The following is a 25,236-nucleotide window of genomic DNA, read 5'->3' on the forward strand; positions in this document are numbered from 1 at the left end:
TCGTGTCTACCTGGACTCCGCTTGCCCCGCTTGATGTTTCACCACATCACCAGCAATGTTGACTTCAGCCTCAACCCCTTAACTTCACGGCCTTGGGCTTTAGGGGCATGTCAGGTCCGTGATGTCGCGTTCCAGCGTGGTCATCTGGCTGTGGTTACGTTACAAGCGCTTTGGACAAGAGGCAGGGTGCTCGGCGGCAGATTCGGTGGCCGACGGCAGTTTCGGTGGTCCGGACCCCGGTATGCCCGAGATCTGCACCCTCTCTCGGGATCGGCACTCGGAATAGGGCCCTAAAGCCAGTGCAGGTCCCGAGAGAGTGCGCAGATCCTGGTTTCGGCGTGGTGTGGTGAGGTGTTGGGCACTCGGGGCGGGGTGCGCACCCGGTTTCGAGCGCTGATCGCACCCTCTCTCGGAATCGGCCCGACAGTAGGGCCCTAATCCGGGTGCGCGATCCCGACACAGGGTGCGTATTCCGCTGCCCGCGTGGGGAATTGAAGCCGCTCACCCTTTGTTTAATCCTCACACTCGGTATAGCGGGTGTGCCGGTTAAACAACGGGTGAGCGGTTCAGCGTCGGCCGTGCTGTACCCGGTTTCACCACAAATCCGCACTCTCACTCGGGATCGGCCCTCGAAATAGGGCTCTAATGCCAGTGCAGATCCCGAGTTAGGGGGCGGATTTTGCTGCTTGGTTGGGGTTGGGGAGGAGTTAGCGGCGGAGCAGGCCGGCGAGTTGGGTGATTTTTAGTTTGGGGGCGGGCTTGTCTTCCTTGGCTTCTGGGTCGACGACGACGGTGTGCGGGATGTCCGCCTCGGGATCGGCGAAGGGCTGGTAGGTCTTGTCGCCGGTCACGGTGGCGAGCAGGTAGCCGGCGAGCAGGGCTCGGGTGGTGCGGGCGGTTTTGGATTCGTGTTTGCCGGCGCCGACGGCGGCCAGTACGCGGCGGCCCTCGATGATGCCGTTGTGTGAGGCGCCGTCGATCGCCCGGAACACCGAACGCCCGCCCCACGCGGTGGCGAGGGGGATGGCGTTGGAGCTGACCGAGGCCAGGTCGGTGGCGCCGGCCAGGATCAGCGCGGGCGTGTCGAGGTCGGGCGCGAGGTTTTCGGCGGACGGCGCGGTAGGGGCGGGGAACAAGGCGGCTACCGCGGCGACCTGGCGCTGGGTCGCGGCGATGACGGCGGCGCCCGCGCCCATGCCGTGGCCGACCAGCGCGAGCCGGTCGGGGTGCACGCTGATGGTGCCGTCGCCGAGCCGGACACCCGTGCAGATGTCCAAGGTGGTGAGCAAATCGGTGGCCAGGCCGAGGTGTGACGGAATCGGACCGCGCTCGGTATCCGGGGCGGCGGCGACAAAACCCCAGGACGCGAGGTGCTCGAGTAGGCCTCGATAGTTGGCGGCGCCGGTCAGCCAGCCGTGCCCGAACGCGACGGCGGGCAGGTTGAGCCCCGATTCGGGCGTGAATACCACCCCCGGCTGCCCGGCGATGGCCAAATTGCCGCGCAGCACCCGATGGGGGCCGCGGCTGGTCAGGGTGCTCAGGAGTGATTTCACAGACGCCGACACGACGAGAACGTTATCCGATAAGTACTCTGGTGAGCCATGTGCGGAATCGTGGGGTACGTCGGATACCGGGACGCGCTCGGCGTTGTCGTTGACGCGTTGCGCCGCATGGAATATCGCGGCTACGACTCCGCGGGTGTGGCGATCGTCGATGGCGCCGGTGCGCTGGCAGTGGAACGCAAGGCGGGCAAGCTGGCGAATCTCGAGGCCGAGCTCGCCGAAATCGGGGTGGCGCGGTTCGCGGGCAGCACCGGAATGGGACATACGCGCTGGGCGACGCACGGCGCGCCGACCGACCGCAACGCGCACCCGCATCGGGACGACAGCGGCAAGGTCGCGGTCGTGCACAACGGGATCATCGAGAACTTCGCCCCGCTGCGCCGGGAGCTGGAGGACGCGGGCGTCGAGCTGCGCAGCGACACCGACACCGAGGTCGCCGTGCACCTGGTCGCCAGGGCTTATGCCGAGGGACCGACGGCGGGTGACTTCGCGGCCAGCGCGCTGGCGGTGGTTCGCCGGCTGGAAGGTGCGTTCACGCTGGTCTTCACCCATGCCGATCACCCGGACCTGATCTTCGCGGCGCGCCGGTCGACGCCGCTCGTCATCGGTGTCGGCAAGGGCGAGATGTTCATCGCCTCGGACGTCACGGCGTTCATCGAGCACACGCGCGAGGCGGTCGAGCTCGGTCAGGACCAGGCCGTGGTGATCACCGCCGACGGCTACACGGTCACCGATTTCGCGGGCGACGACGCCGCCGCGCGGACCCGCCCGTTCACCATCGACTGGGATCTGGCCGCCGCCGAGAAGGGCGGCCACGACTACTTCATGCTCAAGGAGATCGAGGAGCAGCCCGCCGCGGTCGCGGACACGCTGATCGGGCATTTCAGCGTGGACAAAGACGGCGCGGGCCGGATCGTGCTGGACGAGCAGCGCCTCGCCGACCAGGAGCTGCGCGACTTCGACAAGGTCTTCGTGGTCGCCTGCGGCAGCGCCTATCACTCCGGGCTGCTGGCGAAGTACGCGATCGAGCACTGGACCAGGCTGCCCGTCGAGGTGGAGCTGGCCAGCGAATTCCGTTACCGCGACCCGGTGCTGGACCGTTCGACGCTGGTCGTCGCGATCTCGCAGTCGGGCGAGACGGCCGACACGCTCGAGGCGGTGCGCCACGCCAAGGAGCAGAAGGCGCGCGTGCTCGCGATCTGCAATACCAATGGCGCGCAGATCCCGCGCGAGTCCGACGCGGTGCTCTACACCAGGGCGGGGCCGGAGATCGGCGTCGCCTCGACCAAGGCGTTCCTGGCTCAGGTGACCGCGAACTACCTGGTCGGGCTGGCCTTGGCGCAGGCGCGCGGCACCAAGTACCCGGACGAGGTGGCCCGCGAGTTCGCCGAACTCGAGGCGATGCCGAAGCTGGTGGAACGGGTGCTGGAGACGGCGCCGCAGGTGCGGGCGATCGCGCGCGAGCTGGCGCACGTGTCGACGGTGCTGTTCCTCGGCCGTCACGTCGGCTACCCGGTCGCGCTGGAGGGTGCGCTCAAGCTCAAGGAGCTGGCGTACATGCACGCCGAGGGTTTTGCGGCGGGCGAGCTCAAGCACGGGCCGATCGCGCTGATCGAGGACGGCCTGCCGGTGATCGTGGTGATGCCGTCGCCGAAGGGGCGCGCGGTGCTGCATTCCAAGCTGCTCAGCAACATTCGCGAGATCCAGGCGCGCGGTGCGCGCACCATCGTGATCGCCGAGGAGGGTGACGATACGGTGCGTCCGTTCGCCGACGACCTCATCGAGATCCCGTCGGCGCCGACGCTGTACCAGCCGCTGCTGTCGACGGTCCCGCTGCAGATCTTCGCCGCCGAGGTGGCGCAGGCCCGCGGCTACGACGTGGACAAGCCGCGCAACCTGGCCAAGTCCGTCACCGTCGAATAACCCACGGCCCCAACCCTTTCAACCAACGCGCCCCGAACCGCTCAGCGATTCGGGGCGCGTTGGGAGCGCCGTCGGCTGTGCGGCTCGAGTCAGGTGTGGGCGACGGCTATGCGGGGTTCAGTTGCGGCAGTAGGGGATTGGGTGTTCGATCGGCGTTCCAGGGCGCCGGACCAGACGGCCAGGGCAAGGGCGACGAGGACCAGGGCGACGCCGACCCAGTTGGGGGCGGTGTAGCCGAAGCCCGCGGCGATGACGAGGCCGCCGAGCCAGGCGGAGATGGCGTTGCCGAGGTTGAAGGCGCCGATGTTGACGGCGGAGGCCAAAGTCGGTGCGCCGGCGGCGTGGTCGAGCACGCGCTTCTGCAGCGGTGGCACGGTGGCGAAGCCGAGGGCGCCGATCAGCACGACGGTGATCGCGGCGGCGATCTTGTTGTGCGCGGTGAGGGTGAACAGGGCGAGCACCACGGCCAGGCCGCCGAGGGACAAATAGAGCATCGGCATCAGGTGGCGATCGGCGAACTTGCCGCCGATCAGGTTGCCCGCGAAGAAGCCGACGCCGAACAGCACCAGCAGCCAGGTGACCGAGCTGTCCGCGAAGCCGGTGACCTCGGTCATCATCGGCGCGAGATAGGTGATCGCCGCGAAGACGCCGCCGAAGCCGAGCACGGTCATCGCCATCGCGAGCAGCACCTGTGGGTTGCGGAAAACGGCGAGTTCGGTGCGCAGCCTGGCGTCCTGCGGCGCGGGCTGTTCGGGTACCAGCACGGCGACGCCGACCAGGCCGATCAGGCCGACCAGCGCGACGATCAGGAAGGTGAGCCGCCAGCCGAATTGCTGGCCGAGCAGAGTGCCGAACGGCACGCCGACCATGGTGGCGACGGTGAGTCCGGTGAACATGATCGCGATCGCGCCGGCGCGCTTGTCCGGGCGCACCACGGCACCCGCGACGACCGCGCCGATGCCGAAGAACGCGCCGTGCGCCAGCGAGGCGACGATCCGGCCGGTCAGCATCAGGCCGAAAGTGGGTGCGACAGCGGACAGTACGTTGCCCGCCACCAGGAGCAGCAGCATGCCGAGGAGCATGCGTTTGCGGGAGACCCGCGTGCCGAGCCCGGTCATCAGCGGCGCGCCGACCACTACGCCGAGCGCGTATCCGGTGACCAGCAGTCCCGCGGTGGGGATGGACACCGCGTAGGTGTCGGCGATATCAGGGAGCAATCCCACGACGACGAACTCGGTGGTGCCGATTCCGAATGCCCCGAGTGTCAGGGCGAGGAGTGCGAGCGGCATGAGCGGGAGCCTCCAGTGAAAGTTGCACCTGAGTCTTACGGGCGTTAACAATAATTGCACACGCGTGATAATTGCAAGCGCGGGCTATTGCGATACTCATCTATCCTGAAGGGGACAACCTCTACGCGGAAGGAACACGATGACCGCGGATGCCGCCCTGACCGGCCTGGCCGATGGCTGGTACGCACTGTCGCTGCTGCACGATCGGATCGAGGCGCACATCGAACGCGCGCTACAGGGCGGTCATGACCTGAGCGTTCGCGAGTATTCGCTGCTGGTCGTGCTCAGTCGTCAGCACGATGGGCCGGGCGGCCACCTACGGATGAACCAGGTCGCCGAGGCCGTCGTACTGAGTCAGAGTGCAACGACCCGCCTGGTCACCCGCCTGGAAGACCGCGGCCTACTTCAGCGCTATCTGTGCCCCGACGATCGTCGCGGCATTTACACCGACGTCACCCCGCCGGGTCTGGCCCTCCTGGCGCAGGCCCGCCCCACGCACGACGACGCCCTCTCCAGCGCGCTGGGCCGAGCCGCCGCCGACCCCGAGCTGGCACCGCTGGTGGCGGCCGTCGAAGCCCTCAACACCAGTTCCGCGCGCAGCCCGCGCACCCGCCAGTATCGGCCGGTCTGAGCGGGCTACTGGACGGTGATGGTGCCGCGCATCTCCGGGTGCAGCGAGCAGAGGTAGCGGTAGGTGCCTGCGACGGTGAAGGTGTAACTCCAGTCACCCTTGTCGATGATGGGGCTGTTGAGGCCCATGGCCTTGTCGCCGATGCCCTGCACGGTGTGCGGCGCTTTGTCGGCGAAGTGCCAGGTGACGGTGTCGCCGGTCTTCACGGTGACGTCGGCGGGGGCGAACTTCATGTTGTTCACCTCGACGGTGATGGCGGCGGGTTTGGTGTCGCCCGCGGGCTGCGACGTCGTGGTGGTCGGATGCGGTCGCTTCGTGGTCGTCGCCGCGGCGCCGGAGTCGCTACCGCCGCACCCGGCGACCAGCAGCGCCGCCGCCACCGCGAATCCGGTAACAACCTGTGTGGACCTTGCACGGGGCTTGACCATAGGCATGTTCGCCAAGCGTAGTCTGCTGTCGTTGCGGGCTTGTACGGCACTATCGGCGCCTCCGGGCCGCGCAGTGACGCTCGAGCAGTACCGAAGTGGAGGATCGCTCATGTCCACGCAGCGGGGTTATTACACCGCCGACGAAGTACGCGAGGCCGAGGCCGAGCTGTTCACCCGAGTCCCGGACGGCGTCCCCATGCAGCGTGCGGCGCACGGTCTGGCCACCGTGGTGGCCGGCGAGCTGCGGGCGCGCACCGGTGGCGTCGCCGGGCGTTCGGTGACCCTGCTCGTCGGCTCCGGTGACAACGGCGGCGACGCGCTGTGGGCGGGATCGATGCTGCGCCGTCGCGGTGTCGCGGTGACCGCGGTGCTGCTGAATCCGGCCCGCGCGCACGCGAAAGGTCTTGCGGCGCTGCGCAAGACGGGCGGCCGGGTACGCGACGAGATCGGCGATCCGGACTTGGTGATCGATGGCATCGTCGGCATTTCGGGGCGTGGGCCGTTACGTCCGGGCGCCGCGGAACTCGTTGCGGCGGTGCGTGTCCCGATCATTGCCGCGGATTTGCCGAGCGGAGTGGATCCGGATACCGGCGCGATCACTGGTCCTGCCGTCCGGGCCGGTGTCACCGTCGCGTTCGGTGCGTACAAGCCGGTGCATGTGCTGGCCGCGCCGCACTGCGGGCGAATCGAGCTGGTGCCCATCGGGTTACGCCTGCCCGAGCCGAATCTGGCTGCGCTGGAACCCGCTTCGATCGGCGTGAGCTGGCCGGTGCCGGATGCGACCGACGACAAGTACTCCCAGGGCGTCACCGGCGTCTGCGCGGGCAGCGCGGAGTATCCGGGTGCGGGGGTGCTGTGCACCGGCGCCGCCGTCGCGGCGACCTCCGGCCTGGTCCGCTATGCCGGGACCGACGCCGCCGACATCCTCGCCCATTTCCCGGAAGTCATTGCCACCGAGCATGTCTCGGCGGTAGGCCGGGTGCAGGCCTGGGTATTCGGTCCCGGCGCGGGCACCGACGCCGACGCGCACAAACGGCTCATCGAGATCCTTGCCACCGACCTGCCCGTGGTGGTGGACGCGGACGGCCTCACCATGCTCGCCGCCGAACCCGACCTGGTTCGCGGCCGCTCGGCCCCGACCGTATTGACCCCGCACGCAGGCGAATTCGCGCGCCTCACCGGAGTGGAGCTCGGCGACGACCGGGTGGCCGCAGTCCGTTCCCTCGCCGAGGACTGGCAGCTCACCGTCCTCCTGAAGGGCCGCGCCACCCTCGTCGCCACCCCCGGCGCCCCGGTTCTCGTCAACGAGGCAGGCGCATCCTGGGCCGCCACCGCCGGCGCGGGCGACGTCCTCTCCGGCATCATCGGCGCCCTGCTCGCCGCAGGGCACGCCCCCGGCTGGGCCGCCGCGGCCGCCGCACGAGTCCACTCCCTGGCCGCCAACCTCGCCGCGCACGAAGGCCACCCCGACGCCGCACCCATCTCGGCGACCCCGCTGCTGGACCACATCCGCCCGGCCATCCGCACCCTGCGCGCCCTGGCCCGTTCGGGCCGCTGACGCGAGGGATGTCGCTGCCCGATGTGGGCCGCTGCCCGTCGAAAACAGTCATAAGACTGCTCGCCCCGCTGTGCCGCAGAACACGGCCGGGGCAACTCGCCGCAACCAGATATCCCCGCGCCAATAGACTTCACCGAGAACAATCGTGACGACCGACTTCGCCAGCACCTCGGTAACTCGTCGGATACGGGCTGACCACAGCCCCTCGCGTCACGGCAGGCCGCCGACGCCACGGCATCCAGGTCTGGCTCGAATACTCGGAGAGGCGGGCTGCGTGAACGCGCAAGTGGAGACGGTCATCGATCTGGATGCCATCGCTCACAATGTGCGCATTCTGCGCGAACTCGCGGGCGATGCCGCCGTGATGGCGGTGGTCAAGGCCGACGGCTACAACCACGGTGCCGCCGAGGTCGGCAAGGCCGCGCTGGCCGCGGGTGCCGCCGAGTTGGGCGTCACGACGATCGACGAGGCCGTGCAGCTGCGCGCGGCCGGCATCACCGCGCCGATCCTGAGCTGGCTCAACGACTCCGACGCGGACTATGCCGCCGCGATCGCCGCCGACGTCGAGATCGGCGTCTCCTCACTCAGCCAACTGCGTGCGGTGGAAGCGGCGGCCAGGAGCACGGGGCGGGCCCCGACGGTCACCCTCAAGGTGGATACCGGGCTCAACCGCAACGGCCTGTCGACGTCCGAATACCCGCAGGCCCTCGCGGAACTGCGGGCCCTCGTCGACGAGCAGGCGGTGCGCTTCCGGGCGATCTTCTCCCACCTCGCCCGCGGCGACGAACCCGCGCATCCGACCAACGACCTGCAGCGCGACCGCTTCCTGGACGCCATCGCCGCCGCCAAGGAATACGGCCTGGAACCAGAACTGGTGCACCTGGCCAACTCGCCCGCCACGCTGACCCGCCCCGACCTCGCCTTCGACCTGGTCCGCCCCGGCATCGCGGTGTACGGGCTCTCCCCGGTGCCCGACCTCGGCGACTTCGGACTGCGCCCGGCGATGACCTTCCAGGCCCGCGTCGTTCAGGTCAAGCAGATTGCGGCCGGTGCGGGCGTTTCCTACGGGCACACCTGGATCGCCCCGCGCGACACCACGGTCGCGCTCATCCCGGCCGGCTACGCCGACGGTGTATTCCGGCCGCTGAGTGGACGTTTCGAGGTGTGGATCGGCGGTGCGCGGCATCCGAACGTCGGCCGGGTCTGTATGGATCAGTTCGTCGTCGACCTCGGCGACAACGCCGCGAACGTCCGTGAGGGTGACGTCGCGATCATGTTCGGCGGCGGCCGGGGCGAACCACGGGCCGACGACTGGGCGGTCCAGCTCGACTCCCTCAACTACGAGGTGGTCTGCGCGCCACGCGGCAGAGCGGTCCGCCGTTACGTGGGCGGTGCCAGGTGAGACGCCCTCGGATCACCCCGGTCCGCGGCGGCTTGGCCACCGCGGGAGTGATCGGCGCCTTGGCCGGGGTGCACGCCCTGCGCCGCGCGGGCGCCCGCGTGCTCTGGCCCGCCCGCCGCGACGAATACCGGGACGAGAACTTCGATCTCATCGAAGAGGACCGGGCCGGCGCGGTGCTCACCGAGGACGGCGTGCGCCTGGCCACCCGCGAATGCGGACCGGCGGACGCGCCGGTCACCGTGATCTTCGTGCACGGCTTCTGTAACACCATGGAGTCCTTCCACTTTCAGCGCCGCGACCTCGAAAAGCGCTGGGGCGCAAGCGCACGCCTGGTGCTGTTCGATCTACGCGGGCACGGCCGCTCCGGTACGCCGGAGACCGACAGTTGCACCGTCGCCCAGCTCGGTCGCGACCTCGCCGCGGTGATCACGGCGAGCGCGCCGAAGGGGCAGGTGGTGCTGGTCGGTCATTCGCTGGGCGGGATGGCGGTGCTCGCCGCCGCGGCGCAGTTCCCGGATCTGTTCGCGGACCGGGTGATCGGGGTCGCGCTGCTCTCCACGGCGGCCGCCGAGGTCACCGCCGCCGGCATCACCCAGCTGCTGCGCAACCCGGCGATCGACGGGTTCCGGATGGCGGTGACCGCCGCGCCCGCGCTGGTCCAGGCCGGCCGGTCCACGGCGCGGCATGTGATCACGCCGATCCTGCACGTCAGTTCGTATCACGGCCCCGTGAGCCCCACCCTGTCCCGGTTCACCACCATGATGATCGATCGGACGCCGGTCGAGACCATCGTGAAATTCCTGAAAGCCATCGAGCTGCACGACGAATCGGCCGCGCTGCCCACCCTCGCGCACCTGCCGGTGCTGGTCCTCGGCGGCACCAACGACCTGGTGATCCCGTTCCGCAACTCGCGTGCGCTGTCGCACGAGCTGCCGAGCAGCGAATTGATCCGGCTCATCGGTGCCGCGCACATGGCGCACCTGCAGTACCCGGATATCGTCAACGACGCACTCGATCGATTGCTCGTGCGCGCCGGCGTGCGCGAACCGACCCAGGCCTCGGAGGTGACCAGTGGCTGACCGGCAGCAGCGGATCCTGCCCACCGTCGCCGACACCGAGGCGCTCGGTCGCGAGCTGGCCGCCGGGCTCGGCGCGGGCGACCTGGTGGTGCTGGACGGCCCGCTCGGCGCGGGCAAGACCGCGCTCACCAGGGGTATCGCCGCCGGCCTCGGCGTGCAGGGCCGGGTCAGCTCACCGACCTTCATCATCGCCCGCCAGCATCGGGCGGGCGAGCGCGACGGCGCGGTGCCGCTGGTGCACGTGGACGCCTATCGACTCGGCGGCGATCTGGACGAGCTGGACGCCCTCGACCTCGACACCGATCTGCATCAGGCGGTGGTCGTGGTGGAGTGGGGCCGCGGCGTGGTGGAACACCTGACCGATCGACACCTGCGGGTGCTGCTTTCGCGCGAACCGGATTCGGACGTGCGCACCGCCGAATGGGAATGGGTCGATTAACTACCCGGTAGCTCCGCACCGACGGCAGCTACCAACCGGTATCGTTGGATCAATCATGCTGGTATTAAGCGTCGACACCGCGACACCCGCCGTGACAGCGGGATTGGTGGAACTGGAGCAGGCCGCACCGGGCGCGGCCACCGTCGGTGGCGACCGCTCGGCGGTCGCGCCACGGGGCGGCGCCGGCGAACGCTTACCGGTCGCTCGATACGACACCCGGACCCTCGCCGCCCGCGTGCGGGTCGATCCACGCGCGCATGCCGAGGTGCTCACCCCGCAGATTCTCGAATGTCTCAGCGAGGCAGGGCGTTCCAGGGCCGACCTCGACGCGGTCGTGGTCGGCATCGGGCCGGGCCCGTTCACCGGGCTGCGCGTCGGCATGGCGACGGCCGCGGCCTTCGGTGACGCGCTGGGCATTCCGGTGTATGGCGTGTGCAGCCTCGATGGGATCGCCGCCGACGCGGTGTCCGACCTCACACCCGGCAGCGAACTGCTCGTGGTCACCGACGCGCGCCGCCGGGAGGTGTACTGGGCGCGCTATCGCGACGGCGTGCGCGTCGCGGGGCCGGACGTGGCCAAGCCGAACGAGGTGGATATGGCGCAGGCCACGGTGATCGCCGGGTCCGCCTCGCACGTCGACTTCTTCGACCTGCCGGTGCTTCCGGTGGAGACGCCCTCGCCCGCCGGGCTCGTTCAGGTCGCCGCGGCGGAGCTGCTCGCGCGCACGGTGCCCGACGCGCTGGTGCCGCTGTACCTGCGCAGGCCCGACGCCGTCGAGAAGAGCTACCGCACCCTCGACCGGACGGGAGCGTGACCCGATGACTATCCGGATCGAGCCGATGGTCACCGCCGACATCGAGCGCTGCGTCGAACTCGAGCAGCTGCTGTTCCCGGAGGACGATCCCTGGCACGCGGTGGCGTTCCAGTCGGAGCTGGCCGCACCGCACAATCGCTACATCACCGCCCGTGCCGACGACGGGCGAATGGTCGGCTACGCCGGCGTCGCGCTGCTCGGTGATGACGAACACCCCGAGGCCGAGGTGCACACCATCGGTGTCGACCCGACCTGCCTGCGGGCCGGCATCGGCACGCTGCTGCTGGAAGCGCTGCTCGCCGAGGCGGGCAAGCGCGGCGGGCCGGTGTTCCTCGAGGTCCGCACCGACAACACCCCGGCGATCGCGTTGTACGCCAAGCACGGCTTCCACATCATCGGGTTGCGCAAGAACTACTACCATCCCAGCGGCGCCGACGCCTACACCATGCGCAGGCCCGCGTTGAGCGCGCTGCCCCTCCCGGACGAGGTCCTTTCGTGATCATCATGGGCATCGAAAGTTCCTGCGACGAAACCGGAGTCGGCATCGTGCGCAGGCACGCCGACGGTAGCTGTGAGCTGCTCGCCGACGAGGTCGCCTCCAGCGTCGACCAGCACGCGCGGTTCGGCGGCGTGGTGCCCGAGATCGCGTCGCGCGCGCATCTGGAGGCGATCGTGCCCGCGATGCGCCGGGCGCTGGCCACGGCGGGCATCGCGAAGCCGGACGCGCTGTGCGTGACGATCGGACCCGGCCTGGCCGGTGCGCTACTGGTCGGTGCCGCGGCCGCGAAAGCCTATGCGGCAGCGTGGGATGTGCCGTTCTACGCGCTGAACCATCTCGGCGGGCATGTCGCGGTGGACACGCTGGAGCACGGTCCGATGCCGCCGTGCGTCGCGCTGCTGGTCTCGGGTGGGCATACGCATCTGCTGCATGTCACCGATCTGGCCGAGCCGATCATCGAGCTGGGCAGCACCATCGATGACGCGGCGGGCGAGGCGTTCGACAAGGTGGCCCGGCTGCTCGGGCTCGGTTTCCCCGGCGGTCCGGCGCTGGACGCCGCTGCCGCCCAAGGTGATCCGCGCGCGATCGCGTTTCCGCGCGGCATGACCGGGCCGCGGGACGCGCGCTACGACTTCTCCTTCTCCGGTTTGAAGACCTCCGTCGCCCGCTATGTCGAGTCGGCCCAGCGCAGCGGGCTGACCGCCGAGGACCTGCCGATCCCGGACATCGCGGCGTCGTTCCAGGAGGCGGTCGCCGATGTGCTCACCATGAAGGCGGTGCGCGCGGCCCAGGACGTCGGCGTCGACACGCTGGTACTCGGCGGCGGTGCGACCGCCAACTCACGGATCCGATCGATGGCCGAAGAGCGTTGCGCGGCAGCCGGTTTGACGCTACGAGTGCCCAAGCCGCGGCTGTGCACGGACAACGGTGTGATGATCGCGGCCCTCGGCGCACATGTGATCGCGGGAGGCGCGAAGCCGTCGTCGCTGACAGTGGCTACCGATCCGGGACTGCCGGTCTCGGTGAGTCGGGTCAGCTGAACTGGCGGGTGCGCGTTACGGCGCTCGATGGGTGTACTTATCCGGGCAAGTGCTTCTTAGGACTCCAGGCGATGACCTGTTCATTGAGCTGAAGACCTGTCCCAGGTTTTCTTGGGAGTAGTGCTGGGCGCGTCAGGTGGGGTACCCGGCTTTAGGCGCATGTCAGGCGCGCGATGTCGCGTTCTGGAGGTGGTCATCGGCTTGTGGTTGCGTTACAAGCGCTTTGGGCAAGAAAGGGTGGTCGGCGGCGGTTTCGATGGTCGATCTGGCCCGCGAGAGGGCTCGGTGAGTCGGTGTCTCTGGAATCCGCACCTTAACTCGGGATCGGCACTCGGAATAGGGCCCTAAAGCCAGTGCCGATCCCGAGTGAGAGTGCAGATTCTGCTGTCCGCGTGGCGAGTTGGAGCCGCGCGCCCTTTGTGTGAGCTGCACACCCCGTGTACTGGGTGTGTGGCTTAGACAGAGGGTGAGAGGTTCCGGTCGTGGGGTTCCGGTGGTCGATCCAGGTCCGGTGAAGTGCTCCCCGACCGGTCGCCGAAGATCTGCACTCGCTCCCGGGATCGGCACTCGGAATAGGGCCCTAGAGCCGGTGCTGATCCCGAGAAAGGGTGCAGATTCTGCTGCCGGCTCGGTACCGGGGGTGTTGCGGGTCAGTCGGTTTCGCCGGACTGCCGGGGGCTGCCGACGCCGGGGTTCGTGGGCGAGCCCGAGTTCTGGCGGGGTGGCATTGGCAGGAGTGACTGTGCGGGGGCCTGGGTCGGTGCGGTTCGCTCGTTCGGTGTGGTGGGCCGGTTCTTGTCTTGGCCCGAGGAACCCGGTTGCGGCCCAGCGGAGTTGCCGAACAGTGGGCCGAGCAGCTCCGGGAACGGGATCACCGGGAGGTTCGGGTCGGGGCGCAGGGTCGGCTGGGTCGGTGGGGTGGCGGGCGTCGTGGTCGGGGTGCTCGACGAGGTGCCGTGGTCCTGGGTGATCGACGGAATGTTTCCGCCCGGTGGGCGATTGGTGCTTTCCTGATTCCGCCCGCCGGTCGCGGTACCCGCCCCGGTCGGCGCGATGATGCTGCCCGGTGCCGGCGGCACCTGCGACACACTGCTGGTGGTGCCCGCGGGGGAGACCTCGTCGTCCGAGGTGGGGGCGAAGGTCTTCACGCCGTAGCCGATGATCAGCCCGACCACCACGATCGCCCCGGCCAGCGTGCCGACCACCTTGGTGAAGGTGCCGACCGGTGCGTCGGAGCCGAGCGCGGCCACCGGGAACACCGACGGCTGCACCGAATCGGCCACCAGCGCGGCGCCTTTCGCGATCACGGCGTCAGGGTCGTCGACGGTGAACACCGGGACGTCCAGTTGTGCGGCGAGCGTGTCGACCACGGCGGGGATGTTGGCTCCGCCGCCGATCACCGTTACCGCCTGCGGGAACTTGGGCGCCCTGGCGAATACGGCGGCGGCGAACACGGCCGTCTCGCGCAGCAGATCGGCGATCAGCTCCTCGAAGTCGGCCCTGGTCAGCTTGAGCGGCCGGCCCGCGACGTGGTCGATGGTGACGGCGGGCGCGATGGACAGGTGTTCCTTGGCGGCGCGGCCGCGATTGGTCAGCATGCCGCGGTTGGGGCGGGTGCCGCGCCGGGCGTAGTGCAGGTCGACCAGGTGGTGGTAGATGAGATCGTCGATGGCGTTGCCGCTGATCGCGATCGTGCGCTCGGACCGGAGCACGGTGCCGTCGGCCTGGTCGGCGACGGTGACGTTGAGTCCGGTGGCGCCGAGGTCGATGACGGCGACCGTCTCGTAGCGGTCGAGCAGGCCGGTGTGCCGCAGGTAGGTGAGTGCCGCGGTGCCCTCCGGGACCAGCCGCAGTTCGCGCTGCTTGCCGGTGGCCGCGCGGATCGCCTGCGCCTGCTCCTTGCCGCGGTAGGCGACCGCGACGCTGGTCGGCGGGCGACTGGTCGGCGATTCCAGGTTGCGCGGCTGCGCGCCGGCGAAGCGCGCGCCGACCGGATAGCCCGCGTCGTGCGCCAGCTGCGTGGTAGGCAGCTGGGTGGTCATCAGCTCGATCGAGGACGCGACGAGATCGCCTAGGTCGGAGTGGGCCGCGTCGGCGGACACGACGCGATAGTCGAAGCTCTGCGCGCCGTTCGACGCGGTGGCGACCAGCGCCGAGCACACGACCTCGGACCCGGCCGAGATACCGAGGGATGTTCGCATGTTCATTCACCTCCCTTCGAGCGGATGGTCTTGTGGCGCCGACCATCTCGAATGGACTGCCGAGTCGCCGTCTGGTCGACGGACGATCCGGACTGAAACCCGTTCGGTCCCGTTATCCGGATGGGTCGCGGGGACCGGCGATGGATCACGTGTGGCTAGCTCTCTGGTGCAGCTCTGATGGCGCTGGTGTCTTCTGTGACGCTGGGTGTTCGATGACGCCGGAACTTCGGATCACGCTGAGGTATTCGGTGACGCCGAGCGGTGTAGCGACGTACGTTCTGTGACAACCCCTGGTCTCCGACGGCACCGGTTCGTGACGAACACAGCGGTCGGACAGCGACCGTCGTCAATAGTGTCACAATCCGTTATCCGAACGTTACAGTTTTCCGGTTCCGATGAAAACCCCTCCGGGCGTGCGTTGGGCGTGTCGGCGAACACGAAGGTTCGTGGCGATCTGAAATTGGCACATCCCGGCCTTGAGCGCTGGCACTCTCATGTATAGAGTGCTAGTCGGCACTGCTGATGTGCGCGGCCGGACTTTCGTCCGTCCGGTGCACTGAGCATTGCCAGGCATTTTTGACTACTGAGCAGGGGTCCCGGCACCCGCGACGACGGGGCTATGCGACAGGGTCAGCACTAAAACCTGATACCGATGGTCTGGAACAACAGTTCCGGACGACATCCCCTGAAAGTGGAGGGCTCAACGTGGCGAGCGTGAACATCAAGCCGCTCGAGGACAAGATCCTCGTCCAGGCCAACGAGGCCGAGACGACGACGGCCTCCGGCCTGGTCATCCCCGACACGGCGAAGGAAAAGCCGCAGGAGGGCACCGTCATCGCCGTCGGCGAAGGACGCGTCACCGACAAGGGTGACCGCATCCCGGTCGACGTCAAGGAGGGTGACACCGTCATCTACAGCAAGTACGGCGGCACCGAGATCAAGTACCAGGGCGAGGAATACCTCATCCTGTCGGCGCGCGACGTGCTGGCCGTCGTCACCAAGTGACCCGCGCCCCGCGCGGTCGTTCCGGCGAGAGCCGGGATCGAGTGGTGACGTTCCATGCTCACCCGACCGCCGGGATCGAGTCGTCATGACGCTGCCCCGGTTCCCCTGAGCGGGGACCGGGGCAGAGTCGTCTCAGCCCTGGAATCCAAGGAATAGGACTTATGGCAAAGCAGATCGAGTTCGACGAGAAGGCTCGCCGGGCTCTGGAACGCGGAGTCGACAAGCTCGCCGACGCCGTCAAGGTCACCCTCGGCCCGCGCGGCCGCCACGTGGTGCTCGCGAAGGCCTTCGGCGGCCCGACCGTGACCAACGACGGTGTCACCATCGCGCGCGAGATCGACCTGGAAGATCCGTTCGAGAACCTCGGCGCGCAGCTGGTCAAGAGCGTCGCCACCAAGACCAACGATGTCGCAGGCGACGGTACGACCACCGCGACCGTGCTGGCCCAGGCGCTGGTCCGGGCCGGCCTGAAGAACGTTGCCGCAGGCGCGAATCCGATCTCGCTCGGCTACGGCATCGCCAAGGCCGCCGACGCGGTCTCCGCCGCGTTGCTCGCCGCGGCCACCCCGGTGTCCGGCGAGAAGGCGATCGCGCAGGTCGCCACCGTGTCCTCGCGCGACGAGGAAATCGGCGAGATGGTCGGCAAGGCACTGACTGTGGTCGGCAAGGACGGCGTCGTCACCGTCGAGGAGTCCTCCACGACGCAGACCGAACTCGTGGTCACCGAGGGCGTGCAGTTCGACAAGGGCTACCTCTCGCCCTACTTCGTCACCGACACCGACAGCCAGCAGGCCGTGCTCGAGGATGCGCTCATCCTGCTGCACCGCGAGAAGATCAGCTCGCTGCCGGACTTCCTGCCGCTGCTGGAGAAGATCGCCGAATCCGGCAAGCCGGTGCTGATCATCGCCGAGGACGTCGAGGGCGAGGCGCTGTCCACCCTGGTGGTCAACTCGATCCGCAAGACGATCAAGGCCGTCGCGGTGAAGGCGCCGTTCTTCGGTGACCGGCGCAAGGCGTTCCTGGACGACCTGGCCGTGGTCACCGCGGGCACCGTGATCAACCCCGACCTCGGCATCAACCTGCGCGAGGCCGGCCTGGACGTGCTCGGCCAGGCGCGTCGCATCGTCGTCACCAAGGACGACACCACGATCGTCGACGGCGTCGGCACCAAGGAAGACATCGCGGCCCGCGGCGCGCAGCTGCGTCGCGAGATCGAGGCCACCGACTCCGACTGGGATCGGGAGAAGCTCGAGGAGCGGCTGGCGAAGCTGTCCGGTGGCGTCGCGGTGATCAAGGTCGGCGCGGCCACCGAGACCGCGCTCAAGGAGCGCAAGTACCGGGTCGAGGACGCGGTGAGCGCGGCCAAGGCCGCCGTCGAGGAGGGCATTGTGCCCGGTGGCGGCTCCGCGCTGGTGCAGGCGGCCGCGAAGCTGATCGAGCTGCGCGACTCGCTGTCCGGCGACGAGGCCACCGGCGTCGAGGTGGTGCGGACCGCACTGTCGGCGCCGCTGTTCTGGATCGCCACCAACGCGGGCGTCGACGGCTCCGTGGTGGTCAGCAAGGTCGCCGAGGGCAAGGAAGGCTTCAACGCCGCCACCCTCACCTACGGTGACCTGCTGACCGACGGTGTCGTCGATCCGGTGAAGGTGACCCGCTCGGCCGTCGTGAACGCGGCGTCGGTGGCGCGGATGATCCTCACCACCGAGAGCGCGATCGTGGACAAGCCCGCCGAAGAGGCGCAGGACCACGGCCACCACGGTCACAGCCACTGAGCTGAAACCAGAGAAGGCCCTCGGACGTCGCGTCCGGGGGCCTTCGTTTTTACGAAATCAAGAGGCTACGGGAGGCTGCTCCGCGGCGATGGCGGCGAGCAGTCGGGTGCGCAGCGTGGCGGGTGGTGGGGTCGCCGTCGCGCTGGACAGCACGGCGAGCGCTTCTCTCGTCTGCCCGATCTCGGTGATGAACTCCGCGCGTAGGGCGGGGTCGTCGGAGTCGAGCAGTTCCTGCACCTCATGGTGATCTACGTCGTCGATCGATCCGAGCGCGACGGTGTGCGCGAGATCGACCTGGCGTTCATTCATCTCACGTCACCCCCAAACTTCTTTTGAGTCGTGTCAATCCGTCCCGAATTCGGGACTTAACGGTCGGTAACCCTACTCCGAGATACAGCGCGACCTCCGCGTAGGTCCGCCCGCCGTAGTAGGCGAGCGAGATGGCCTCTCGCTGGGTCTCGGTCAACGTCGCGAGTCCGTCGAGGACGGCCTGCTGTTCGAGCCTTCGCTCTACTTCTTCGGTTACCTCGTCGAATTCGTTACCGAGGACCCGTATTCCGTAGGCGACCTCGCGTTGGGTGTGTGCCTGCTCGGCGCGCACCCGGTCGACGGCCCGCCGGTGGGCGAGCGTCATCAACCATGTCACCGCTGATCCCTTGTCGGCGTCGAAACTGGCTGCCGTACGCCAGATCTGCAGGTAGACCTCCTGCGTCGTCTCTTCGGCGTAACCGGGGTCGTGCAGGACGCGCAGCACCAGACCGAAGACGCGCGCGGACGTCCGGTCGTATAGCTCGGCAAAGGCTTCCTGGTCGGACTCACCGCAACGACGTAGCAGGTCGGCGAGTTCGATGCTCTCGGCGGCGCGGGCCGTAACCGCAGAATCCACACCGGGTGGGAAGGCATCTCTTCGGAACGAGTCGCCCTCTGCGGCCGGCTGCCGCGTTGTCACAACGCTCCATTCTGTGTCATCGGTCACCACCGTAGCGGGTCGCTATGACCTCCCTTCGGCTGGGGTGTCGGCAAACCACCTGTGGCCCAGCGACTTTGCGGAAAACTTCGACACGCCAGGTGGCTCCAACAAGAGACACGCCGTGACACGCCGATAGCTAACCGCGAAACGCAGGGCTCGACAGGGTGTGCGGCGTCGGGTAGTCGCCGCCGCAGGCGTAGCGGTGGTGACCGCGTATTGCCTGCCGGTTGTTTGCTAGGGATTCGGTGCGCCGCACCCCGCGGATGGGAACAATTTCAACTACACCGCCATGCGCCGCCGATTGCGGCGGGCGTGCATCTCGCGTTCGGTCTCGGACATGCCGCCCCAGATGCCGTAAGGCTCGCTGACTTTGAGGGCGTGGCTGCGGCACTGCATCAGTACCGGGCAGGCCCGGCAGATCTCTTTGGCACGCATCTCGCGTGCGGTACGGGCTCGGCCACGTTCGCCGTCGGGATGGAAGAACACGGCGGAGTCCTGCCCGCGGCAGGACCCTCGCATCTGCCAATCCCAGACATCGGCGTTCGGCCCGGGGAGGTGGGTCGGCATGGGCATTGTGTGAACTCCTCGTGGTGCGAGCTCGTCAGCGTTGTCGAGCAGTTGTTCTGCAAAGTGTGGTAGGCCACTGCGCTAGGTCGGCGGGTGCCCCTGTGCTCGCCCGTTGCGGTCGCTGCAATTTCGCGCGGCGCCGACCGTGGCGATGAGCTACGTTAGGTCCAGCCGCGAAATTCCGTCAATAGTTCGGCGCAGCAGTTTCCCAAATCTTAGGCTGCGAAATTTAACCTTTGAGCTGTTTACTTTTCGCATTGGTTCCGGCGATACTGATCGGTTGACCAGTGGCCCATGGCTCGCTGATGCTTCCATCCAGGACCTATTTCCGCTGGTAGGCCCCACTTTTAGGGGCAAAACTCTGATCAGAGCCCGTCGGGGGCCGGGTGGGCGTGGTCACAGCGCCGCGCGACGACGTGCGCTGCGAGCAGATCCGAGATGGCGGAAACGGGGCGTTGAGGTTAATTGCGCGAAACGCGTGTGAATTCCGAACGCGGGCGCTCGGTGATTGCCGGTACGAGATTTACCTGATGGAAACATCGTATAGAGATCAGAAATGCTGAGTGGTTGCCGGTTGGTCGGGTCGGGTCTTTCTCCCGGCCATCTTCGCCCGGCCCGGTATACAGTTTCGGCCGTGTTCGCACCTGCTCCGCTCGGAGATACCCGATTCGAGATACTCGCCGAGAGCGCCTTCGGCGCACAGCCCGGTCGTGCCGCTGCCGAGTTGCCGACCGCGCCCGACGCGCTGGGTTCTTGGTATCGGGCGGTGATTCTGGGTGGTCAGGGTCGATATGCCGCGGCACGCGCCGAATTGCGAATTGCCCGCGCCCGCAGCACCGATCCGATTGTGCTTTCACTGGCCGCGAGTACCGAGGGTTCGCTGCTGCGCCAGCTCGGCTGGCATGCCCGCGCCGCCGCCCTCGACGGCCGGGCCGCCGCCCTGCTCTCCGGGCGATCGATGGGTGACCGCGCCGTGGCCGGGCCCGCCGGCTATCCCTTCGACCGCGGCGACGCGATCTGTGACGCGCTGACCGGTCTCGCGGCCGACGCGCTCGGCGTCGGCCGGGTCGCGCTGGCCTGGCGGCTGCTCGGCCGCGCTGCGGAAGTGGTGCCGGACGACCGGCTGGGCTGGCGGCCCGCCATCCGCAGGCAGTGGGTCAGCGCCGAAACCTCGCTCGCCGCAGGCACTGTCGAGCCTGCCATCGGGTACGCGGCGGCCGCGCTCGAACTCGCCGAGCGCGGACCATCGGTGCGGCATCTGATCAAGTCCCGGCTACTGGTCGCCGCGGCGGCCGTGGTGGCGGGGGAGCACGACCGGTCCCGCGAGCTCGCCGAGCAGGTTGCCGAGGAATGTCGCGAACATGGCATGTTGCCGTTGCGCTGGGCGAGCGCGATGCTGCGCGAGGGGCTCGGCAGCCCCGGCGCCGCGGCGGAGGCCGCGGACTGCGCCGCGACCATCGTCCGACGTGGCGGTCGGTTTCGTCCGGTGACGGCGGCGCAACCGACCGGCTAGCTGTCGCAAAGCTTTTAAGCCGGGCTACATCAGGTTGTGCGGGGCCTGTGCTGTGAAGGGCGACCGTGTTGCCTTGTTCCGCGCGCTGTATCGCTATTGTTAGATCCGTTCCGCCGCTTCGGCGGAAGCACTGGTCATCACCGACCGTGCCACTTGTAACGCCGGGAATCTCTCTGACGATGACGAACATGGGCGAAGAGTTGGACCTCGCCGTCACTGCGGCTGCGCAGGGCGACAGATCCGCTTTAGCTCAGGTGCTGGAGATGATCCGCCCGCTCGTGGTGCGTTATTGCCGCGCGCGGATCGGAGCCGCGGAGCGTGGGCAGCTCTCCGCGGATGACGTTGCGCAGGAGGTCTGTTTGGCCGTGATGACCGCCTTGCCCAGGTATCAAGACCAGGGCAGGCCCTTCATGGCCTTCGTTTACGGAATCGCTTCGCACAAGGTCGCCGACGCCCATCGCAATGCCGCCCGTAACAAGGCGGAGGCAATGGCCGAAGTACCAGATGTCATATCCACCGACCATGGTCCGGAACAACGAGCTCTCGAATCGGAGACGAGCAGGCAGATGAACCGTCTGCTCGCGACACTCCCCGAGAAACATCGAGAGATCTTGATCCTGCGATTGGTCATGGGTTTGTCAGCCGAAGAAACCGCAGTCGCCGTGGGCAGTACGGCGGGGGCGATACGAGTGGCCCAGCACAGGGCACTCGCGAAACTGAAGTCTCAAGTGGCGAGGGCAGGTGAAATGTATGGCTAGGGATGGCGAGCGCGGTCGGGGTGACTGGAAAGCGCGGCTTGGATCGCGAAACAGCGGTCCCTACGCCGACGCGTCCGGAGATACCGGTCCGGTCGACATCGCCGCGGTACGCCGCGACGACGCGTTGATCGACGCTATCGCAAGCGATGGCCCGGTACGGACCGACAGCGCGGAGGAGTATCAGCTCGCGACCTTACTCGCGGACTGGCGAGCGGAGCTCATCGCTCCACCGATGACCGCGGAGCCGGATCTGGATGTGATCGTCGCCGCGGTCAATCAGGAGATCGGCGCACAGCAGTTCCGCAACAGGGCGCAAGGCAACAGCCGGTGGCGTTACGCCCGCCCGCTGATGGGGACCGCGGCGGCACTCGCCCTGGTCATCGGCGGTGTGACGGCGTTCTCGTACGGCTCGCAGCCCGGCGATCCGCTGTGGAATCTCAAGGAAGTCGTCTTCAGTCAGGCGGCGCAGAGCACCGTGGCGCAACGGGCGGGCACCGATCTGGATGAAGCGGGGAAGCTGATCACCCAGAACCCGGTGCAGGCCAAGGCGCGGCTCGAGTCGGCGAAGGCGAATGCCGACCAGGTCGACAGCCCGGAGAAGCACGACAAGCTGATGACGGAGTGGCAGCGCCTCGTCGATCAGTTGCGGGCCAGCGGCTACGGCGATTTGGCCGATCAGCTGGATCAGGGCACCTCGGGCAAGCCGACCGAACCGTCGACGAGCACTGGCCCGACGACCAAGCCGGTCCCGCCGGCCGAACCGTCGGCGACGATTCTGCAGACGAAGCCGTCTCAGCCGAGCGACAAGCCGACCGAACCCACCACCGAACCGTCCAAGCCGCCGAGCGAGGACAAGCCGACTCCGCCGACGGTGACCACGCCGCCACCGACGGTGGAGCCGACCACCACGCAACCCCCGGCGACACCGACCACCGTGTCCAAACCCACTGTGGTGGAGCCGACCAATGACAACGGTGGCCAGACCCAGCAGCCGCCGGCTCGGGTACCGACGCAAGGCAATCCGGGCACCACGTTCGTCATCCCGTCCGGGGCCGGCGGCGCGGCGACACCGAGCTAGCAACCCGCGAGAGAATCTCGAAACAAGACAAGAACCGATTGCCGAGTGGCGGTCGGTTTTCTGTCTGTTCGGAGGTGTGTGCCCCAGCGGTCATACTTCGGAAATCGAGCGTGGGTGCGTCGAAGATCACAGCGTGATACGCCGCGTCACGCGAGTTCCCGTGGCGGGACGCGTCATCGGTTCGGTGCCACGAACCTCAGTTGTCGAACCCTTCGAATCCGTCGCCGTGGAAGGCCTCGTTCATCGAGGCATCCGCGTATCCCCGGCAGTAGTCCCAGGTGACATACGCTTCCGGCGTGGGATCGTAGGCGGGCTCGTGCGGGCGCACGGTGCCGTCCACCAACAGTTGAAGTAGGTTGGCGCGCAACATGTCCCAGTCGTGGTAGTGATCCTGCCGACAGTCTTCGCAGCTGACCACGAGTCCGCGGATACCGCGGTGCGCTAGTAGCGCCTCGTAGACGGCCAGATCGGCGAGATCTTCCTCGACCGCAAGGCGCTCGTGGGGATCCAGCGGCTCACCGGGCTCGATGGCGTCGAGCGCGGCGGACGGGTCGGAGGGGTCTCCGGCGAACGGATCCGGCGGCAAGCCAGGTGGTAGATGGTCACGCACATCCCCACGGTACGCAGAACAGGGTGGTCTGCGCCAGCTATGTCGGCCGCAAGTTTCGCCGGTGCTTACCCGCCCCCGGTCGACTTCGCCCCCGCGTCATCCTCCGGCGCGTACCCTTCCCACTCCCCGGCTGACGCCCAGTGGGCTCACTTGGCCGACGAGTTTGCGGGACAGATACCATGGTCTCAGGCCCCGGCGAGCACCCGACACGATTCCCGGAGCCACCAGTCCATCCCATCAGCTGCGCGCGGCGCCGGTGACCCCGGCGCCGGTCGCTGTCGACGTCCAGGAGGGGTCGATCCGAATGAGTAATCCCGTATCGGGCGAACGCACCGCTGTCCGCCCATCTACGGGTGGTGACGATCCGAACAAGATCGCCATGCTCGGCCTCACATTCGACGATGTGCTGTTGCTGCCCGCCGCCTCGGATCTCATCCCCAGCTCTGTGGAGACCTCCAGCCAACTGACCCGGGATATCCGGCTGCGGACCCCGCTGGTCAGTTCCGCGATGGACACGGTCACCGAGGCGCGGATGGCCATCTCGATGGCCAGGGCGGGCGGTATGGGTGTGCTGCACCGCAACCTGTCCGGCGCCGACCAGGCCGCCCAGGTGGAGACCGTGAAGCGGTCCGAGGCGGGCATGGTCACCGACCCGGTCACCTGCCGCCCGTCGGACACCCTCGCCGAGGTCGACGCCATGTGCGCCCGGTTCCGCATCTCCGGTCTGCCGGTGGTGGACGAGGTCGGCAGCCTTGTGGGCATCATCACCAACCGCGACATGCGTTTCGAGGTCGACCAGAACCGCAGGGTCGAAGAGGTGATGACCAAGGCGCCGCTGATCACCGCGCAGGAGGGCGTCACCGCGGAGGCCGCGCTCGGCCTGCTGCGCAGGCACAAGATAGAGAAGCTGCCCATCGTCGACGGCAACGGCAAGCTGCGCGGGCTCATCACGGTCAAGGACTTCGTCAAGACCGATCAGTACCCGAACGCCACCAAGGACCGCGACGGCCGCCTGCTGGTCGGTGCCGCGGTCGGCGTCGGCGACGACGCCTGGTCGCGCGCCATGACGCTGTCCGACGCCGGCGTCGACGTGCTCGTCGTGGACACCGCGCACGGCCACCAGGCCCAGGTGCTGCAGATGGTCACCAAGGTCAAGGCCGAGGTCGGCGACCGGATCCAGATCGTCGGCGGCAACGTCGCGACCAGGGCCGGCGCCCTCGCCCTCGTCGAGGCGGGCGCGGACGCGGTGAAGGTGGGCGTCGGTCCCGGCTCCATCTGCACCACCCGCGTGGTCGCCGGTGTCGGCGCGCCGCAGATCACCGCGATCCTGGAGGCCGTCGCGGCCTGCAAGCCGCACGGTGTGCCGGTGATCGCCGACGGCGGCATCCAGTTCTCCGGCGACATCGCCAAGGCGATCGCCGCGGGCGCGTCCACCGTGATGCTCGGCTCGCTGCTCGCGGGCACCGCCGAATCGCCGGGTGAGCTGATCCTGGTGGGCGGCAAGCAGTTCAAGAGCTACCGCGGCATGGGTTCGCTCGGCGCGATGCAGGGCCGCGGCCAGGCCAAGTCCTTCTCCAAGGACCGCTACTTCCAGGACGACGTGCTCGCCGAGGACAAGCTGGTCCCCGAGGGCATCGAGGGCCGGGTGCCGTTCCGCGGACCGGTCAACCAGGTTATCCATCAGCTCGTCGGCGGCTTGCGCGCGGCCATGGGCTACACCGGCTCGCAGTCCATCGCGCACCTGCAGGACGCGCAGTTCGTGCAGATCACCGCGGCGGGGCTCAAGGAGAGCCACCCGCACGACATCACGATGACCGTCGAGGCCCCTAACTACACTGGTCGCGGCTAGCCGCTCGATGTTCGTGTACGAGACCGCTTGGTCCGTGCATGATTGAGCGTGTCCACGGGTGTTTTGGGTACGAGCCGATGGTCGAGCGGAGTGCGGGCCCCTGCGGTCCGCGCTTGGCTGCCCATAGGTAAACCACTGGAGGCGCGAGTTTTGCGAGCGCCGTTCGCGGCCCGTCGGGCGGGGGGGGGGGGGGGCGGGGGCGGGGCCGGCGGCGGGCGAGGGGGGCGGCGCCGCGGCCGCCGCCCCCCC

General features: G+C 68.3%; 23 protein-coding genes. 15 read left to right on the forward strand and 8 right to left on the reverse strand.

Features of this window, described 5'->3' with window-relative positions; all coding sequences use genetic code 11:
• Positions 1-707: 707 nt before the first annotated feature.
• Complete coding sequence (locus ACFWF1_RS23270; RefSeq protein WP_379292038.1) at positions 708-1,565, reverse strand: dienelactone hydrolase family protein; 858 nt, start codon at positions 1,563-1,565, stop codon at positions 708-710.
• Positions 1,566-1,601: 36 nt separating this feature from the next.
• Between ACFWF1_RS23270 and glmS the strand changes: the two genes are divergently transcribed.
• Positions 1,602-3,485, forward strand: a complete 1,884-nt coding sequence (gene glmS / locus ACFWF1_RS23275; protein ID WP_379292039.1) for a glutamine--fructose-6-phosphate transaminase (isomerizing) — start codon at positions 1,602-1,604, stop codon at positions 3,483-3,485.
• Positions 3,486-3,574: 89 nt separating this feature from the next.
• Here the strand turns inward: glmS and ACFWF1_RS23280 are convergent, their stop codons facing one another.
• Complete coding sequence (locus ACFWF1_RS23280) at positions 3,575-4,774, reverse strand: MFS transporter (RefSeq protein ID WP_379292040.1); 1,200 nt, start codon at positions 4,772-4,774, stop codon at positions 3,575-3,577.
• Positions 4,775-4,913: 139 nt separating this feature from the next.
• On the opposite strand from ACFWF1_RS23280, the gene ACFWF1_RS23285 reads away from it, so the two are divergent.
• A complete protein-coding gene (locus ACFWF1_RS23285; RefSeq protein WP_379292041.1) occupies positions 4,914-5,405 on the forward strand; it encodes a MarR family winged helix-turn-helix transcriptional regulator in 492 nt (163 codons plus the stop codon).
• A gap of 5 nt (positions 5,406-5,410) precedes the next feature.
• On the opposite strand, the gene ACFWF1_RS23290 is transcribed toward ACFWF1_RS23285, so the two are convergent.
• Positions 5,411-5,839 (reverse strand): plastocyanin/azurin family copper-binding protein, encoded by a 429-nt coding sequence (locus tag ACFWF1_RS23290; RefSeq protein WP_379292042.1) that lies wholly within the window; start codon positions 5,837-5,839, stop codon positions 5,411-5,413.
• 103 nt (positions 5,840-5,942) lie between these two features.
• Here ACFWF1_RS23290 and ACFWF1_RS23295 point away from each other — a divergent pair, with 103 nt between their 5' ends.
• The 7 genes from ACFWF1_RS23295 (at position 5,943) to tsaD (ending at position 12,664) form a co-directional block, all read left to right on the forward strand.
• Positions 5,943-7,391, forward strand: a complete 1,449-nt coding sequence (locus ACFWF1_RS23295; RefSeq protein WP_379292043.1) for an NAD(P)H-hydrate dehydratase — start codon at positions 5,943-5,945, stop codon at positions 7,389-7,391.
• A 274-nt stretch (positions 7,392-7,665) separates the two neighbouring features.
• On the forward strand, positions 7,666-8,793 hold the full coding sequence (gene alr / locus ACFWF1_RS23300) for an alanine racemase (protein ID WP_379292044.1): 1,128 nt from the start codon (positions 7,666-7,668) through the stop codon (positions 8,791-8,793).
• Positions 8,790-9,872 carry an alpha/beta fold hydrolase gene (locus tag ACFWF1_RS23305; RefSeq protein ID WP_379292045.1) on the forward strand — a complete coding sequence of 361 codons (1,083 nt, stop codon included), beginning with the start codon at positions 8,790-8,792 and terminating at the stop codon, positions 9,870-9,872. The genes alr and ACFWF1_RS23305 overlap by 4 nt, the downstream gene beginning before the upstream one ends.
• The gene (gene tsaE / locus ACFWF1_RS23310) at positions 9,865-10,311 is read left to right on the forward strand and encodes a tRNA (adenosine(37)-N6)-threonylcarbamoyltransferase complex ATPase subunit type 1 TsaE (RefSeq protein WP_107654250.1); all 447 of its coding nucleotides are present in this window, start codon (positions 9,865-9,867) and stop codon (positions 10,309-10,311) included. Before ACFWF1_RS23305 ends, tsaE begins: the two co-directional genes overlap by 8 nt.
• Before the next feature lie 55 nt (positions 10,312-10,366).
• Entirely contained in the window at positions 10,367-11,125 is a 759-nt protein-coding gene (tsaB, locus tag ACFWF1_RS23315; protein WP_379292046.1) for a tRNA (adenosine(37)-N6)-threonylcarbamoyltransferase complex dimerization subunit type 1 TsaB, read from the forward strand.
• A gap of 4 nt (positions 11,126-11,129) precedes the next feature.
• A complete protein-coding gene (gene rimI, locus ACFWF1_RS23320; protein WP_379292047.1) occupies positions 11,130-11,624 on the forward strand; it encodes a ribosomal protein S18-alanine N-acetyltransferase in 495 nt (164 codons plus the stop codon).
• The gene (tsaD, locus tag ACFWF1_RS23325) at positions 11,621-12,664 is read left to right on the forward strand and encodes a tRNA (adenosine(37)-N6)-threonylcarbamoyltransferase complex transferase subunit TsaD (RefSeq protein ID WP_379292048.1); all 1,044 of its coding nucleotides are present in this window, start codon (positions 11,621-11,623) and stop codon (positions 12,662-12,664) included. The genes rimI and tsaD overlap by 4 nt, the downstream gene beginning before the upstream one ends.
• A gap of 650 nt (positions 12,665-13,314) precedes the next feature.
• Here the strand turns inward: tsaD and ACFWF1_RS23330 are convergent.
• Entirely contained in the window at positions 13,315-14,865 is a 1,551-nt protein-coding gene (locus tag ACFWF1_RS23330) for an Hsp70 family protein (protein ID WP_379292049.1), read from the reverse strand.
• Between the two features lie 705 nt (positions 14,866-15,570).
• Between ACFWF1_RS23330 and groES the strand changes: the two genes are divergently transcribed.
• Both groES and groL read left to right on the forward strand, forming a co-directional pair.
• Positions 15,571-15,870, forward strand: coding sequence for a co-chaperone GroES (gene groES / locus ACFWF1_RS23335; protein ID WP_014981824.1), 300 nt, complete (start codon positions 15,571-15,573; stop codon positions 15,868-15,870).
• A 161-nt stretch (positions 15,871-16,031) separates the two neighbouring features.
• On the forward strand, positions 16,032-17,642 hold the full coding sequence (groL, locus tag ACFWF1_RS23340; protein ID WP_379292050.1) for a chaperonin GroEL: 1,611 nt from the start codon (positions 16,032-16,034) through the stop codon (positions 17,640-17,642).
• 57 nt (positions 17,643-17,699) lie between these two features.
• Here the strand turns inward: groL and ACFWF1_RS23345 are convergent, their stop codons facing one another.
• The 3 genes from ACFWF1_RS23345 to ACFWF1_RS23355 form a co-directional block, all read right to left on the reverse strand.
• Complete coding sequence (locus ACFWF1_RS23345; protein ID WP_357386406.1) at positions 17,700-17,951, reverse strand: hypothetical protein; 252 nt, start codon at positions 17,949-17,951, stop codon at positions 17,700-17,702.
• Between the two features lies 1 nt (position 17,952).
• Positions 17,953-18,528: a sigma-70 family RNA polymerase sigma factor gene (locus ACFWF1_RS23350; protein WP_379292051.1), complete on the reverse strand. Its 576-nt coding sequence runs from the start codon at positions 18,526-18,528 to the stop codon at positions 17,953-17,955.
• A 363-nt stretch (positions 18,529-18,891) separates the two neighbouring features.
• Complete coding sequence (locus ACFWF1_RS23355; RefSeq protein ID WP_014981828.1) at positions 18,892-19,185, reverse strand: WhiB family transcriptional regulator; 294 nt, start codon at positions 19,183-19,185, stop codon at positions 18,892-18,894.
• Between the two features lie 628 nt (positions 19,186-19,813).
• Here ACFWF1_RS23355 and ACFWF1_RS23360 point away from each other — a divergent pair.
• The 3 genes from ACFWF1_RS23360 (at position 19,814) to ACFWF1_RS23370 (ending at position 22,528) form a co-directional block, all read left to right on the forward strand.
• Positions 19,814-20,692, forward strand: a complete 879-nt coding sequence (locus ACFWF1_RS23360; RefSeq protein ID WP_379292052.1) for a hypothetical protein — start codon at positions 19,814-19,816, stop codon at positions 20,690-20,692.
• Positions 20,693-20,871: 179 nt separating this feature from the next.
• Positions 20,872-21,450, forward strand: coding sequence for a sigma-70 family RNA polymerase sigma factor (locus ACFWF1_RS23365; protein WP_357386413.1), 579 nt, complete (start codon positions 20,872-20,874; stop codon positions 21,448-21,450).
• Positions 21,443-22,528: an anti-sigma-D factor RsdA gene (locus ACFWF1_RS23370; protein WP_379292053.1), complete on the forward strand. Its 1,086-nt coding sequence runs from the start codon at positions 21,443-21,445 to the stop codon at positions 22,526-22,528. The genes ACFWF1_RS23365 and ACFWF1_RS23370 overlap by 8 nt, the downstream gene beginning before the upstream one ends.
• Before the next feature lie 196 nt (positions 22,529-22,724).
• Here the strand turns inward: ACFWF1_RS23370 and ACFWF1_RS23375 are convergent, their stop codons facing one another.
• Entirely contained in the window at positions 22,725-23,138 is a 414-nt protein-coding gene (locus ACFWF1_RS23375; RefSeq protein WP_357386417.1) for a DUF5319 domain-containing protein, read from the reverse strand.
• Between the two features lie 304 nt (positions 23,139-23,442).
• On the opposite strand from ACFWF1_RS23375, the gene guaB reads away from it, so the two are divergent.
• The gene (gene guaB, locus ACFWF1_RS23380) at positions 23,443-24,987 is read left to right on the forward strand and encodes an IMP dehydrogenase (protein WP_379292054.1); all 1,545 of its coding nucleotides are present in this window, start codon (positions 23,443-23,445) and stop codon (positions 24,985-24,987) included.
• The last annotated feature ends 249 nt before the right edge of the window (positions 24,988-25,236 follow it).

This window comes from Nocardia sp. NPDC060255 (assembly GCF_042727395.1).
Classification (GTDB): Bacteria; Actinomycetota; Actinomycetes; order Mycobacteriales; family Mycobacteriaceae; genus Nocardia.

What these genes read in the sequence shown, in the direction of transcription:
- glmS (WP_379292039.1), top strand. Translation starts at nt 1,602, where the DNA reads ATGTGCGGAATCGTGGGGTACGTCGGATACCGGGACGCGCTCGGCGTT.
- ACFWF1_RS23280 (WP_379292040.1), bottom strand. Translation starts at nt 4,774, where the DNA reads ATGCCGCTCGCACTCCTCGCCCTGACACTCGGGGCATTCGGAATCGGC.
- ACFWF1_RS23285 (WP_379292041.1), top strand. Translation starts at nt 4,914, where the DNA reads ATGACCGCGGATGCCGCCCTGACCGGCCTGGCCGATGGCTGGTACGCA.
- ACFWF1_RS23290 (WP_379292042.1), bottom strand. Translation starts at nt 5,839, where the DNA reads ATGCCTATGGTCAAGCCCCGTGCAAGGTCCACACAGGTTGTTACCGGA.
- ACFWF1_RS23295 (WP_379292043.1), top strand. Translation starts at nt 5,943, where the DNA reads ATGTCCACGCAGCGGGGTTATTACACCGCCGACGAAGTACGCGAGGCC.
- tsaB (WP_379292046.1), top strand. Translation starts at nt 10,367, where the DNA reads ATGCTGGTATTAAGCGTCGACACCGCGACACCCGCCGTGACAGCGGGA.
- rimI (WP_379292047.1), top strand. Translation starts at nt 11,130, where the DNA reads ATGACTATCCGGATCGAGCCGATGGTCACCGCCGACATCGAGCGCTGC.
- ACFWF1_RS23330 (WP_379292049.1), bottom strand. Translation starts at nt 14,865, where the DNA reads ATGCGAACATCCCTCGGTATCTCGGCCGGGTCCGAGGTCGTGTGCTCG.
- groL (WP_379292050.1), top strand. Translation starts at nt 16,032, where the DNA reads ATGGCAAAGCAGATCGAGTTCGACGAGAAGGCTCGCCGGGCTCTGGAA.
- ACFWF1_RS23345 (WP_357386406.1), bottom strand. Translation starts at nt 17,951, where the DNA reads ATGAATGAACGCCAGGTCGATCTCGCGCACACCGTCGCGCTCGGATCG.
- ACFWF1_RS23355 (WP_014981828.1), bottom strand. Translation starts at nt 19,185, where the DNA reads ATGCCCATGCCGACCCACCTCCCCGGGCCGAACGCCGATGTCTGGGAT.
- ACFWF1_RS23365 (WP_357386413.1), top strand. Translation starts at nt 20,872, where the DNA reads ATGACGAACATGGGCGAAGAGTTGGACCTCGCCGTCACTGCGGCTGCG.
- ACFWF1_RS23370 (WP_379292053.1), top strand. Translation starts at nt 21,443, where the DNA reads ATGGCTAGGGATGGCGAGCGCGGTCGGGGTGACTGGAAAGCGCGGCTT.
- guaB (WP_379292054.1), top strand. Translation starts at nt 23,443, where the DNA reads ATGAGTAATCCCGTATCGGGCGAACGCACCGCTGTCCGCCCATCTACG.